Source organism: Corynebacterium freneyi, from assembly GCF_030408835.1.
Classification (GTDB): domain Bacteria; phylum Actinomycetota; class Actinomycetes; order Mycobacteriales; family Mycobacteriaceae; genus Corynebacterium; species Corynebacterium freneyi.
The window spans coordinates 974,822-987,634 of the sequence record NZ_CP047357.1; the positions used below are offsets into that span (position 1 = coordinate 974,822).

Consider the following 12,813-nt stretch of genomic DNA (forward strand, 5'->3'; position numbering starts at 1 on the left):
GAGAAGTCACATGGCAGCGATGAAGCCCCGGACCGGAGATGGACCTCTGGAGGCCGTGAAGGAGGGCAAGAAGATCGTCATGCGCGTTCCCGCCGACGGCGGCGGCCGCCTGGTCGTCGAACTGACGCCGGAGGAGGCCGCCGAGCTCGGCGCCGCCCTCACCGCCGTCGGCGAGTGACCCCGACCGATCTTCGATTCCGCCGGGTGGAGCCCGCTACGCGGTGAGGCGCCCCGGCCGTATTTCGCCGTGCCCCGTCGACGATGCGTCGGCGGGGCGTCGCGTTCGGTGGCCCATTGGCGGCCCGTTGTCATTGCCGCGGGGTGTGCCCGGTAGAATTGGCCACCATTCACCGGTGTTCGCGACGGGCGCCACCGGTTCGCCGGATTTCCGAGGAGGAATAGGTTGCTCGCCGACATCATCGACGTGCTCGCCGACCCCATCGACGGGTCCCCGCTGCGGTGCGGCGACCCCGAGTGGGCGACGCTGAAGTCCGAGTCCGGTCACAGCTATGACGTCGCCCGTCAGGGGTACGTGACGCTGGCCGGTGGCGCGGGGCTGCGCTACTCGGGCGATGACGCGAAGATGATCGCCGCCCGCGAGGAGTTCCTGTCCGGCGGGCATTACGCGCCGTTCGTCGAGGCGGTGACCGGCAACGTGCAGGACGTCCTCGACGACGCCTGCGTGGCGGAGGAGGCCAATCCGGCGATCCTGGAGATCGGCGCGGGCACGGGCTACTACCTGGCGCACACGCTCGACGGGGTCAGCGGTGCGCGCGGCGTGGGCATCGACGTGTCGGTGCCGGCGGCGAAGCACCTGGCCAAGTGCCACCCGCGGGTGGGCGCGGTGGTGGCCGACGCGTGGGCGCGGCTGCCCATCCGCGACAATTCCATCGACGCGATCACGGTGATCTTCGCGCCGCGCAATGCGGAGGAGTTCGCCCGCGTGCTCAAGCCTGGCGGCCAGGTCGTGGTGCTCACCGCGGCGACGGGGCACCTGGGCGAGCTGCGTCAGCCGTTGGGCATCATCGACGTCGAGCGCGGCAAGGTCGAGCGGATGATCGCGCAGGCCGAGGGCCACCTGGTGCCGGTCGGAGAGCCGGAGCTCGTCGAGTTCCCCATGACCCTCGATCAGGCCGCGATCGCCGCGCAAATCGGCATGAGCCCGTCGGCGCGGCACATTCATCCGGACGTGTTGGCCGAGCGCATCGCCGCGCTGCCGCATCAGATGGAGATCACCGCCCGCGCGTACGTGACGCGTCTGGGCAAGAAGGAGCGGTAGCGTCGGCTAGTCCTTGACCTCGGTGGCGTGGATCTGCGCGTCGAGGTCTTCGGGGGCGAGTTCGGCGCCGGAGAATTCCTCGGACAGCGGCAGGCGCAGCTGCAGGTCGGTGCCGGGGCAGATTTCGATGACGCCGGATTTCAGCTTGAAGTCGAGGACGTGGCCGCCGCCGGTGCGGTCGTCGTCGATGAAGTGGACGTGGCAGCCGGGCACGGAGATGCCCTTTTCGTACACGGGGGTGCGGAATCCGGCGATGACGCCGCAGACGTTTTCGAAGTCGACGGATTCGTCGGCTTCGGTCGCGTCGATCATCTTGGGGTAGGGGCGGGACTGCTTGACGACGGTCCGCGTGGTGACCCATTCGAACTCGCCGGTGATGCGCAGCGCGTACATGTAGTTGGCGCTGGGGACGACGGAGTCGATGAAGGGGGTGATGTCGGCGCGCACGCAGTTGGGCGGTGCGTCGCGGACGATGTGCGGCACGAAGTTGGTCACCACCGCGTAGGGGGTTTTCTGGCCCATCGACGCCTTCGTCGCCGAGCCGTCGCCGCGCAGTTGCCAGCACACGCCGTCGATGATGACCATTTCGCCGTCGAGGCCGTCGAAGGTGCCGATGCCGAAGTTTCCCTTGCCCAGCAGTTCGCCGATCGACATTTCTCCGTCGTAGATGCCGTCGAGCAGGGCCGTCATCAGCGACGCCTGGAAGAAGGTGTGGCGGGTGGTGGGCAGGTCGGCGGGGTGGTCGCCGCGGGTCGGGTTCGCGTTGGTGTTCACGCGCCCCAGGCTAGCGTCGTCGCGTGCGACGTGACGACGGTCGGCACCACCCTTGCGGGTGCGCCGGCCGTCATCGGTCCCATATGCCCGGACTCACTTGGTCGGGGCTACATGCTCGGGCCCACATGGTCCGACCTACATGAGGGACTTGTACACCTCGACGGTGTCGCGGGCGATGGTTTCCCAGCTGAAGACGTCGATGGCGCGCTGCTTGCCGGCCTCGCCGATCTTCTTCGCCGCCTCGCGGTCGGACACCATCTTGTTCACCGCGGCCGCGATGTCGGCTTCGAAGGTCGCCGGGTCGTTTTCGTCGTAATGCACCAGCGCACCGGTTTCGCCGTCGACGACGACCTCCGGGATGCCGCCGACGTCCGAGGCGACGACCGCGGTGCCGCACGCCATGGCCTCCAGGTTGACGATGCCCAGCGGCTCGTAGATCGACGGGCAGACGAAGGAATCCGCGGCGGTGAGGATCTCCTGGATCTTTTCCTTCGGCAGCATGTCCTTCACCCAGAACACGCCGTCGCGTTCGGCCTGCAGGTCGGTGACCAGCTGCTCGGTCTCCGCCGCGATCTCCGGGGTGTCCGGCGCGCCGGCGCACAGCACCAGCTGGACGCCGTCGTCGAATTGCGACGCCGCCTTGATCAGGTGGCCCACGCCCTTCTGGCGGGTGATGCGTCCGACGAAGGCGACCATCGGGCGCGACGGGTCGACGCCGAGGTCCGCCAGCACGGACCAGCCGTTGGCCTCCTGCGACTCCTCCCACGTCGGGCGCGGGTACCACAGGCCCGGGTCGATGCCGTTGAGCACGACGTGCACGCGATCCGGTTCGATGCGCGGGTAGGCGTCGAGGATCGCCTCCTTCATGCGGGCCGACACCGCGATGACGCCGTCGGCGTACTCCATGGTGTTCTTCTCCGACCACGACGACACGTCGTAGCCGCCGCCGAGCTGCTCGCGCTTCCACGGGCGGTGCGGTTCCAACGAATGCGCCGTGGCCACGTGCGGGATGCCCTTGAGCTTGCCGGTCAGGTGGCCGCCGAGGCCGGCGTACCAGGTGTGGGAGTGGACGACCTGGATGTCCGTCGCCGCCGCGGCGTCCGCCATGCGCAGGCCGGTGGACAGGGTCTTGATGGCGGGGTTCGCGTCGGCGAGTTCGGGGTCGACGCCGTGGACGTAGCACCCCTCCTCGTCGCGCGGGGCGCCCATGCAATGCACGTCGACGTCGACGCCATCGAGCCCGCGCATGAAACGGGTGAGCTCGGTGACGTGTACGCCTGCGCCGCCGTAGATTTCCGGGGGATACTCTCGGGTCATCATCGCAACTCGCATGTCAACAAGCGTATCCGCATTTGGAGGGGTTGGCCGTGGGCGGCGCATGCGGGGGCGGCGGGCGCGGGTGGGGTGTGTGCGCCGGCCGGGGGAGGCGGCGCGGGTGGGGAGCGCGGGTGGGACGTTCGGGTGCAGTGGGGCGGCGGCTGTCCGGGCGGCGTGGACGCGGGTGCCGGGGCGGGGGTAGGGGGATCGGAAGCGAGACCGCGCAAACGCATATAGGTTGGGAGGCGTGAGGAGTCAACCGAATGTTCTGTCCATCGTTCTCGCCGGCGGCGAGGGCAAGCGCCTGTTTCCGCTGACTGCGGACCGCGCCAAGCCCGCAGTTCCGTTCGGCGGGAGCTACCGCCTCATCGACTTCGTGCTGTCGAACCTGGTCAACGCGGGTTACGTCAAGATCTGCGTGCTGACCCAGTACAAGTCCCACTCGCTTGACCGCCATATTTCCCAGGCGTGGCAGCTGTCCGGCATCACGGGCCAGTACGTCACCCCGGTTCCGGCGCAGCAGCGACTGGGCAAGCGCTGGTTCACCGGGTCGGCCGACGCGATTCTGCAGTCCCTGAACCTCGTGTACGACGAGTCGCCGGAGTACGTCATCGTCTTCGGTGCCGACCACGTGTACCGCATGGACCCGGAGCAGATGGTCCAGGCGCACATCGAGTCGGGTGCCGGCGTCACGGTGGCGGGCATCCGCGTTCCGCGCTCGGAGGCGCATGCCTTCGGTTGCATCGATGCGGATGACAACAATCGGATCACCAGCTTCCTGGAGAAGCCGGCCGACCCGCCGGGCACCCCGGATGACCCGGAGTCGACGTTCGCGTCGATGGGCAATTACGTGTTCACCACCGATGCCCTGATCGAGGCGATCAAGCGGGACTCGGAGAACGAGGATTCGAACCACGACATGGGCGGCGACATCATTCCGATGCTGGTCGCCGAGGGCGAGGCCTACGTTTACGACTTCAAGGACAACTACGTCGCGGGCGAGACCGAGCGCGACAAGGGTTACTGGCGTGACGTGGGCACCATCGACGCCTTCTACGAGGCGAACATGGACCTGATTTCGGTGCACCCGGTGTTCAACCTCTACAACAAGAAGTGGCCGATCCACACGTTCGCCGATGAGAATCTGCCGCCGGCGAAGTTCACGCAGGGCGGCATCGCCCAGGCGTCGATGGTCGGCGCGGGGTGCATCGTGTCGGGTGGCACGGTGCGCAATTCGGTGCTGAGCACGGGCGTGGTCGTCGAGGACGGCGCCACGGTGGAGGGTTCGGTGCTGTTCCCGGGTGTGCGCATCGGCCGTGGTGCCGTGGTGCGTCATGCGATTCTGGACAAGAACGTGGTCGTGGGCGACGGCGAGATCATCGGCGTCGATGCAGAGCGCGATGCCCAGCGGTTCAAGATCAGCCCCGGTGGCGTGGTGACCGTGGGCAAGGGCGAGGTCGTCTAGTTCGTCGCGCGTCCCCGGGTGCCGCCGTCGGGTGGCGGTGGGGACGGTGTCGGGCGTCGTCATGCGTGACGACGTCCCGGCGTTTCGCCCATCCGGCGTGCCTCATGGGGTGCGCCGGTGAGGCCGGGGGCGTGGTTCCCGGTCGTGTGACTCCCCGGTGTCCGTCCCGGTTTGCGGCGGGCATGGGCCGTGGTGCGTGGTGACGTGCCGCGGCCCTTTTTTTGTGTGCGGCGACGGGTTCGTGGGCGCTGGTGGGGCTGCACATTTGACGAGTGTGCGCTGCCGGCCCTGTGGCGCACATTCGTTGGTGTTGGCGGTGCTGCACATTTGACGAGTGTGCGCCGTGAGCTCTGTGGCGCACATTCGTCGGTGTTGGCGGGGCTGCACATTTGACGAGTGTGCGCTGCCGGCCCTGTGGCGCACATTCGTCGGCATTGTGGCGGAATGCCCACCATCGGTGACTAATGGTTACCATGGAGTTTCGGTGATCCGCGGATGCGGATTGGCCAACCTGGCCCGAGGGGCGGCATCGCCTCCGGGCCTGAATTAACGAACGAGAAGTTGAGGAGACCATGACGGACATGTCCAACCAGGACCAGATCGATCACGGCCAGGCGGACCAGGGCCAGGCCGGCAATGGTCGGCCGCTCGATGGGCGTCGCGTGGCGGTGCTCGCGGGTCAGGGCGTGGAGCAGATCGAGCTGACCGATCCGATGCGTGCGATCCGCGCCGCCGGTGGTGAGCCCGTGATCGTGTCCTACTCCGAGGGGTCTTTCGTCGCGATGAAGGGCGACTGGGAGCACGCCGATACCTTCGTGGTCGACGTCGACGTCAACGAGGCCGACGTCGATGTCTTCGATTCGCTGGTGTTGCCGGGTGGCACCCTCAACGCGGATGCGGCGCGGATCGACGAGGGGGTGCTGCGCTTCGTCAAGGCGTTCCATGAGGCGGGTCGGCCGATCGCGGCGATCTGCCATGCGCCGTGGTTGTTCATTGACGCGGGCCTGGCATCGGGTACGAAGCTGACGTCGTATGTCTCGTGCAAGGCGGATCTGGTCAACGCCGGTGCGGACTGGGTGGATGAGCCGCTCGTCGTCGACGGTAACATCATCACGTCCCGCAATCCGGGCGATCTCGAGCCGTTCTGTGCGGCGATCGTCGAGGCGACCGCTTCGGCCCGCTGATCGTTCTAGGCGGACATGGCCGTGGTGCGTGGTGACGTGCCGCGGCCCCTTTTTCGTGTGTGCTGACGGGCCGCCCAGGTGAGGTGGGGCTGCACATTTGACGAGTGTGCGCTGCGGGCCCTGTGGCGCACATTCGTGGGAGGTGCCGGGGCTGCACATTTGACGAGTGTGCGCTGCGGGCCCTGTGGCGCACATTCGTCGGCTGAGTACGAGGCGCCGCCTACCTCTTGATCAGCGCAATCGCGCCCGAGCCAATGGGCAGGCGGGCCACCAGCGCGTCCTCGCGTTCGAGGAGGTGTTTTTCGGCCTCGCGGGCGGCGTTGGTGTCGCGGTCGCGGCGGGATTCGTCGGCGATGGTGCCGTCGAGGAGGACGCCGGCGAAGATCAGCACGCCGCCGTCGGAAAGCAACGGCCATGCGCGTTCGCGGAACATCGGGATCTCGGCGGGGGAGACGTCGGCGTAGATGAGGTCGTAGGCGCCGGGCGCCAGGCGGCCGAGCACGTCCAGCGGGCGCGACGGCAGGAAGCGGTGGCGCGACGGGCCGATGCCGGCGCGGCGGAAGGCGTCGCGGGCGAGCTTCTGGTGCTCGGTCTCGGGGTCGATGCACGTCAGCACGGCGTTGTCCGGCATGCCCGCGAAGAGGTGCAGGCCGACGACGCCGACCGCGGGGGTCGCGGCGACGGCGGCGGGTCCGTCGGGGCGGCGGGCGGACGCCAGGGCGGCGAGCGCGGTGAGCGTGTCGCCGGCGACGGCGTCGGGGATCGACAGGCCGAATTCGGCGGCGTCGTCGCGCGCGCCGGCCAGTGCCTCATCGGCCACGGAGGTGGCGTTGATGTGGGCGCTCATGGCGTCGAGGGCGGAGATCGGAGCTGCGGAATCGGTCACGACGCCGAGTCTAGGGCGGGGTCGTCGTTGTCCGGGGAGGGCACGCCGGGGCTTGCAGTGGAATCGGTGAGGGGAGACGCCAGGGGGATTTGTTTCGGAGCCGCAACTGTACTCACATGTGACTATCAGGTTAAGGTCAATGGACCCCCAGGTAGATGAGGCAAGGTACCTGCCATGAACGACGAAGGCTCTCCTGTTCCGGACAGCGTTCCGGACAGCGTTCCGGACAGCAACGCCCCCGCCGATGTGCGGGACATGGCCGATGGCGGCCCGGTGACGGGTGCTTCGGCGGAGTCCGAGATTCTTTCCGGCACGGCGGCCTTCGATGCGGGCGAGGGGGACATGCCCACGTGGGCGGAGTTGGTCGAGGAGCACGGCGACAGCGTCTATCGCCTCGCGTTCCGCCTGACGGGCAATCCGCATGATGCGGAGGATCTGACGCAGGAAACGTTCATGCGGGTGTTCCGTTCGTTGAAGCGGTACAAGCCGGGCACGTTCCAGGGGTGGCTGCATCGGATCACGACGAATCTGTTCCTGGACATGGTTCGGCATCGTCAGGCGATTCGGATGGAGGCGCTGCCGGAGAATTACGATCGCGTGCCGGGCACGGCGCCGACGCCGGAGGAGGTGTACGCCGACGCGAATCTGGATCCGGATTTGGAGCGTGCGTTGGCGGCGCTGCACCCGGATTATCGTGCGGCGGTGGTGCTGTGTGACGTCGTGGGCCTGACGTACGAGGAGATCGCCGACACACTCGGCGTGAAGATGGGCACCGTCCGTTCCCGCATTCACCGCGCCCGGACCCAGCTTCGCGCGCATTTGGAGGCTGCGGAGCGGGAGCGCGCGGAGCGCGAGTCCTTCACGCACGCGCGGTAGTTGCGCCATCGGGCGGTCGTCGTCGGTATCGTGGGCGGGAGAACCGACCGGTGGGGTGGTCGGCGTCGGCGGTGCGGCTTTCCGCGCCCGCTGCGTGACGACGTCCCGACCTTGCCCTTATCGCCCGTGATGTTGCGGGCCAGGCTTTTTGGAGGAGGCGCGACAGTGGCTGCACCGCATCAGGAGTTCGCGTCGACCGACCATTTGGGCACCGAGGCCGTTGCGGCGTTCGTCGACGGGGAGTTGGGGGCGGTGGCGCGTCGTCGTGCGCAGGCGCATTTGTTGGCGTGCGCCGAGTGTCGGCGTGAGGTGGCCAGGCAGCGTCAGGCGGCTCGGCGTCTCCGCAATTCCGGTGAGGTGCGCATTCCGGCGGATCTGCGGGAGCGTCTTGCGTCGTTGTCGCGGGAGCAGATGCCGGAGAATGCGCCCGGCGCCCGCCACTTGTCGCATCGCCGGCCGGATTCGTTGGCCGCGTTTTTCGAATCCACGTGGCGTACTTTGCGCGGGCCGAGGAACGGCCAGTGACGGGGCGCGATCCGTTCGCCCGTCCCGACGGCGTCGTCGGCGGCGTGGATCCCCGTCATCGGGGTGAGGAGTTCGGTGGAGACGACGCCGAAGGTTGGGGCACGGGTGGCCGCAGTGCCGAGGGCTGGGGAACCGGTGGCCGGGACGCCGGTGGAGACGACGCCGACCTCGACGCCTACGTTTCCCGTGAGGACCTGGCCTTTTCTCCGGGCGGTGCGACCCACCAAGGTCTGCAGTTGCCGCCGAATGTGGATGGACGCGGGTCGTCGTCACGCAAAGGCGGTGGCGGCGGACTGTTCGACGAACCACGCGACGACGCTGGGGACGGGTACTCGCCGTGGGCGAACCCGCGCACCCGCATGGTCACCGGAGGCACCGCGCGGAAGCCGAAGCGGCCCAAGCGGGAGCCCGTCGTGCCCGTGCCCCGCGTCGACGTGCGCGAGGCGATGTTCGGCCGCATCGTGCCGTGGCGTTTCCTCGCCCTCGGCGCGGCGGTGGTGCTGGCGCTGGGCGGCATCGGCGGATTCGCCGGCGGCTGGGCGGGCAAGACGTTCCGGGCCGACCATGAGCGCGTCGAACTGCGGCAGGTGGAGGGGCGTCCGGGCAACGGCGACCTCACGGAGATCGGCGACGTCGCCCGACGCGTGCAGCCGGCCGTCGCGTCGATCAGCATCGATGCGGCGGGGATGAGCGGCATCGGCTCGGGCGTGGTGATCGACGATGCGGGGCACATCCTCACCAACAACCACGTCGTCTCCGAGGCCGCCGATGCCGAGGACGTCGAGCTGGCCGTGACGTTCACCGACGCGGGCAATCCCCGCAGCGTGCCGGCCACCATCGTCGGCCGCGACCCCAGAACCGACCTGGCGGTGATCAAAGTCGAGGACGTCTCGGGCCTCACCGTCGCCGAGCTGGGCGATTCGTCGCAGGTCCGCGTCGGCGACACCGTCATCGCGATGGGGTCGCCGCAGGGTCTCAACGGCACGGTGACCTCGGGCATCGTCTCCGCGCTCAACCGTCCGGTGAAGCTGGCCGGCGAGGGCACCGACACCGACGGCGTGGCCGACGCAATCCAGACCGACGCCTCCATCAACCCGGGCAATTCGGGCGGTCCGCTGGTCGACGTGCGTGGTGCGGTCATCGGCATCAACACCGTCATCTACTCCGTGTCCGGCGGGTCGCAGGGCCTCGGTTTCGCCATCCCCATCAACATGGCCAAGGACATCGCCGAGCAGCTCATCGCCGGCGAGCAGCCCGTCCACCCCGACATCGGCATCGCCGCTCGGACGGCCGCCAATGGTGCGGTCACCGGTGCCGAAGTCGCCACCGTCGTGCCGGACGGGCCCGCCGACGCCGCCGGCATCCGGGAGGGCGACGTCATCACGGCGGTCGGGGAGCGGTCGGTTGGTTCGGCCGATGAGCTCACCGTCGCCATTTGGGGCGTGCCCGTCGGCGAGACCGTCCGCGTCACGCTCGTCCGCGACGGGCAGACCATGGAACTCGACGTCACTCCGGCGGGGTGAGCGGCGTCGCAAAGCAAACGCGGCGGCGGGCGCTGCGTAATCGGCCCGCCCAGCATCTGCAATCGACCGCCATGGCGGCTAAGGTACTAACTCGTGTTCTCTAATGTCGGTTGGGGAGAAATCCTCCTTATTCTCATCGTCGGTCTGGTGCTGATCGGGCCCGAGCGGCTGCCGAGCATCATCACGGATGTCCGTGCGATGATCCTCGCGGCCCGCACCGCGATCGACGATGCCCGGCAGAGCATCACCGGCGAATTCGGCGAGGACTTCGACGAACTGCGCAAGCCGCTGGGCGAGCTCAACGAGCTGCGCAAGCTCAACCCCAAGACCGCGCTGACGCGCACGCTTTTCGACGGCGACGACACGTACCTCGACCTGCTGTCCGGCAAGCCCGCAGCGGGTGGAGGGGCCGCCGGAACCGCCGGCGATGCCGCGAACCCCAACCCGGGTGCGGCCGGAGGCAATGCGCTGCCGGGCAACACGGTCAACACCAACGACGGCGGTGGAGCGAGCCCGAATGCCGGTGGCGCGAACCCCGCAGCGGACCCGAATGCTGGCGGCGCCCAGGCCGGCGGCCACAACTGGGCCGACGACGACGTTCTGTAGCGGACTCTGGCCCGCCGCTACGGAGCCAGATCGTCGAGGATCTCCGCCGCCGACGCCGCACGGCACGACCGGTGGCCCACGCCGGCCCACAGATTTAGACCCTCGGGATCGCCGACATCGGCGGCTGCGGCGCGGATCGGCGACGTCAGATAGTGCACGTGCGGGTACGCGGCCGGCGCCATTTCGGTGTACCGAAGCGTGAAGTCGTTGACCAAGGCACGGGCCAAGCGGCCGGAGAAGCAGCGGGTCATCACGGTGTCGCGGTCGCGGGCCAGCAGGGCTTCGCGGTGCGGCTGCCGCGTACCCGCCTCGTCGGCGGTGAGCAGCAGCGTGCCCACCTGCACCGCGTCCGCGCCGGCCGCCAACAAAGCCCGTACGTCCGAGCGCCCGCCGACGCCGCCGGCCGCGATGATCGGCACGGTCGGGGTGTCGTCGGCGATCCTCTTCGCGTGTTCTTCCGTCAGCGCGCGCACCGACCGCACGAGTTCCGCCGTCGCCGATTGCGCTTCAACGGAATCGACGGACGCGGGAATCTCGGCGACGGTGAAGGTCGACTGGTGTCCGCCGGCACCTGGCCCCTGGACGATGAGATAGTCCACCCCGACGTCGAGCGCCGCCCGCGCATCAACCGGGCCGGTGACGGTGACGCCGACCGATTTCCCGGCCTCGTTGAGGGCGTGCACGACCGCCCGCTCGGGTAACCCGAACGTGAAGGTGACGGTCGAAACTGCGTCGCACGGCCCGGCTGCGGAACTTCCGGTGAGCAGCGCGAGCTTGGCATCCCAATCGTCGTCGGACCACCTTGGTGCGGCGGGCAGATCCACCCCCGGGAAATCCTCGGCCAGAAGATCGCGGTACTCGCGCCAACCTTCGGAATCGTCCGCGTCCGGCACGAAGAGGTTCAGGCCGATGCGCCCGCGCGCCGACCGGCTGCTCCCGGAGGGACGGTCGGCGCGGCGACGGGAAGTCGGGGCGTCGCACAGCGCGGCAGCGGCGTCGATGACCTCGGCGAGCCGTGCCGCGGTGAGATAGCCCGCCGCGATCATGCCGAGGCCCCCGGCCCGCGCGACGGCGGAGACCAGTTCCGGCGTGGAGGGACCGCCGGCCATCGGGGCGCCGACGAGGGGGAGCGGGAGATCGCGGGGACTGAACATGGAGTCCAGAATACGCAATTGAAGTCGGGTTGACCGATGCGGACGGTGGGAGCCGGTGGCGGCCGGTGCTGGCCGCCGCGGATTCCTACTTGGGCGTGACACCCAGGCCGAGCGACTTTCCGGCCAGGGACTCGCGCCGGGTGAACAGCTTCGCCGCGATGTCGTTGAGGGCCTTGCCCGCGCCGGACTCCGGTTCCGACAGGACGATGGGGGTGCCCTCGTCGCCGCCTTCGCGCAGGCGGGTGTCCAGCGGCACCTGGCCCAGCAGCGGCACGGTCGCGCCGGTGATCTGCGTCAGGCGCTTGGCGACGGTCTCGCCGCCGCCGGAACCGAAGACCTCCATCTTGGAGCCGTCGGGCATCTCCATCCAACTCATGTTCTCGATGACGCCGGCGATGCGCTGGCGAGTCTGCAGGGAGATGGTGCCGGCGCGCTCGGCGACCTCGGCGGCGGCCATCTGCGGCGTGGTGACGATGAGCAGCTCGGCGTTGGGCACCAGCTGCGCCACGGAAATGGCGATGTCGCCGGTTCCCGGGGGCAGGTCGAACAGCAGCACGTCCAGGTCGCCCCAGAAAACGTCGGCCAGGAACTGCTGGATCGCGCGGTGCAGCATCGGGCCGCGCCACACCACCGGCGCGTTGTCGTCGACGAAGTGGCCGATGGAAATCAGCGACACGCCGTGGGCCTGCGGCGGCATGATCATGTCGTCGACCTGGTGCGGCTTGTCCTGCGAACCCATCATGTGGGGCACGGAGTGGCCGTAGACGTCGGCGTCGAGCACGCCGACGGCCAGGCCCTTGGCGGCCAGCGCGGCGGCGAGGTTCACCGTCACCGACGACTTGCCCACGCCGCCCTTGCCGGACGCCACCGCGTAGACGCGGGTGCGGGATTCCGGCTGGGCGAAGGGGATCACCGGCTCGGAGGCCGAGCCGCGGACGGCGTTGCGGAATTCGCGGCGCTGCTCGTCGTTCATCACGTCGGTGGTGACGGTGACGGCGCCGACGCCCTCGATGCCCTTGACGGCATCTTCGGTGCGCTCGACGATGGTGTTCTTCATCGGGCACGCGGCGATGGTGAGGTACACCTCGACGGCGACGTCGTTCGACTCCGAAATGGCGATGGACTTGACCATGCCGATTTCGGTGATCGGGCGACGGACCTCGGGATCCTCGACCGTGGAGAGGGCGGTGCGGACCTGGGCTTCAGTAATCGTGGACATCGGTT

13 protein-coding genes are annotated in these 12,813 nt (G+C 68.8%); 8 read left to right on the plus strand and 5 right to left on the minus strand.

All coding sequences use genetic code 11. The features are described from left to right. Nucleotides 1-10 precede the first annotated feature (10 nt). Nucleotides 11-178, plus strand: coding sequence for a DUF3117 domain-containing protein (locus CFREN_RS04515; RefSeq protein ID WP_070523668.1), 168 nt, complete (start codon nt 11-13; stop codon nt 176-178). A 225-nt stretch (nt 179-403) separates the two neighbouring features. Beyond that, a complete protein-coding gene (locus CFREN_RS04520) occupies nt 404-1,279 on the plus strand; it encodes a methyltransferase domain-containing protein (protein WP_209653530.1) in 876 nt (291 codons plus the stop codon). Nucleotides 1,280-1,285: 6 nt separating this feature from the next. On the opposite strand, the gene budA is transcribed toward CFREN_RS04520, so the two are convergent. Together budA and glgA are read right to left on the minus strand one after the other, a co-directional pair. Next, entirely contained in the window at nt 1,286-2,053 is a 768-nt protein-coding gene (budA, locus tag CFREN_RS04525; protein ID WP_290252618.1) for an acetolactate decarboxylase, read from the minus strand. 135 nt (nt 2,054-2,188) lie between these two features. Further along, entirely contained in the window at nt 2,189-3,385 is a 1,197-nt protein-coding gene (glgA, locus tag CFREN_RS04530; RefSeq protein WP_070523663.1) for a glycogen synthase, read from the minus strand. 232 nt (nt 3,386-3,617) lie between these two features. Here glgA and glgC point away from each other — a divergent pair, with 232 nt between their 5' ends. Next, on the plus strand, nt 3,618-4,835 hold the full coding sequence (glgC, locus tag CFREN_RS04535) for a glucose-1-phosphate adenylyltransferase (RefSeq protein WP_070523660.1): 1,218 nt from the start codon (nt 3,618-3,620) through the stop codon (nt 4,833-4,835). Nucleotides 4,836-5,407: 572 nt separating this feature from the next. Beyond that, the gene (locus tag CFREN_RS04540) at nt 5,408-6,019 is read left to right on the plus strand and encodes a type 1 glutamine amidotransferase domain-containing protein (protein WP_224371621.1); all 612 of its coding nucleotides are present in this window, start codon (nt 5,408-5,410) and stop codon (nt 6,017-6,019) included. Between the two features lie 220 nt (nt 6,020-6,239). On the opposite strand, the gene CFREN_RS04545 is transcribed toward CFREN_RS04540, so the two are convergent. Next, the gene (locus CFREN_RS04545; RefSeq protein WP_209654731.1) at nt 6,240-6,866 is read right to left on the minus strand and encodes an O-methyltransferase; all 627 of its coding nucleotides are present in this window, start codon (nt 6,864-6,866) and stop codon (nt 6,240-6,242) included. Between the two features lie 294 nt (nt 6,867-7,160). Between CFREN_RS04545 and sigE the strand changes: the two genes are divergently transcribed. The 4 genes from sigE (at nt 7,161) to tatB (ending at nt 10,435) form a co-directional block, all read left to right on the plus strand. After that, nucleotides 7,161-7,781 carry an RNA polymerase sigma factor SigE gene (gene sigE, locus CFREN_RS04550; protein WP_244979810.1) on the plus strand — a complete coding sequence of 207 codons (621 nt, stop codon included), beginning with the start codon at nt 7,161-7,163 and terminating at the stop codon, nt 7,779-7,781. 165 nt (nt 7,782-7,946) lie between these two features. Next, nucleotides 7,947-8,306, plus strand: coding sequence for a zf-HC2 domain-containing protein (locus tag CFREN_RS04555; RefSeq protein WP_168161408.1), 360 nt, complete (start codon nt 7,947-7,949; stop codon nt 8,304-8,306). Next, nucleotides 8,303-9,829 carry a S1C family serine protease gene (locus CFREN_RS04560; protein WP_246580178.1) on the plus strand — a complete coding sequence of 509 codons (1,527 nt, stop codon included), beginning with the start codon at nt 8,303-8,305 and terminating at the stop codon, nt 9,827-9,829. The genes CFREN_RS04555 and CFREN_RS04560 overlap by 4 nt, the downstream gene beginning before the upstream one ends. Nucleotides 9,830-9,922: 93 nt before the next feature. Continuing rightward, the gene (tatB, locus tag CFREN_RS12825) at nt 9,923-10,435 is read left to right on the plus strand and encodes a Sec-independent protein translocase protein TatB (RefSeq protein ID WP_217124652.1); all 513 of its coding nucleotides are present in this window, start codon (nt 9,923-9,925) and stop codon (nt 10,433-10,435) included. 17 nt (nt 10,436-10,452) lie between these two features. Here tatB and CFREN_RS04570 read toward each other — a convergent pair whose 3' ends face one another. Together CFREN_RS04570 and CFREN_RS04575 are read right to left on the minus strand one after the other, a co-directional pair. Then, nucleotides 10,453-11,589, minus strand: coding sequence for a nitronate monooxygenase (locus CFREN_RS04570; RefSeq protein ID WP_209653526.1), 1,137 nt, complete (start codon nt 11,587-11,589; stop codon nt 10,453-10,455). 85 nt (nt 11,590-11,674) lie between these two features. Next, nucleotides 11,675-12,808 (minus strand): Mrp/NBP35 family ATP-binding protein, encoded by a 1,134-nt coding sequence (locus CFREN_RS04575; protein ID WP_035119628.1) that lies wholly within the window; start codon nt 12,806-12,808, stop codon nt 11,675-11,677. Between the last annotated feature and the right edge of the window lie 5 nt (nt 12,809-12,813).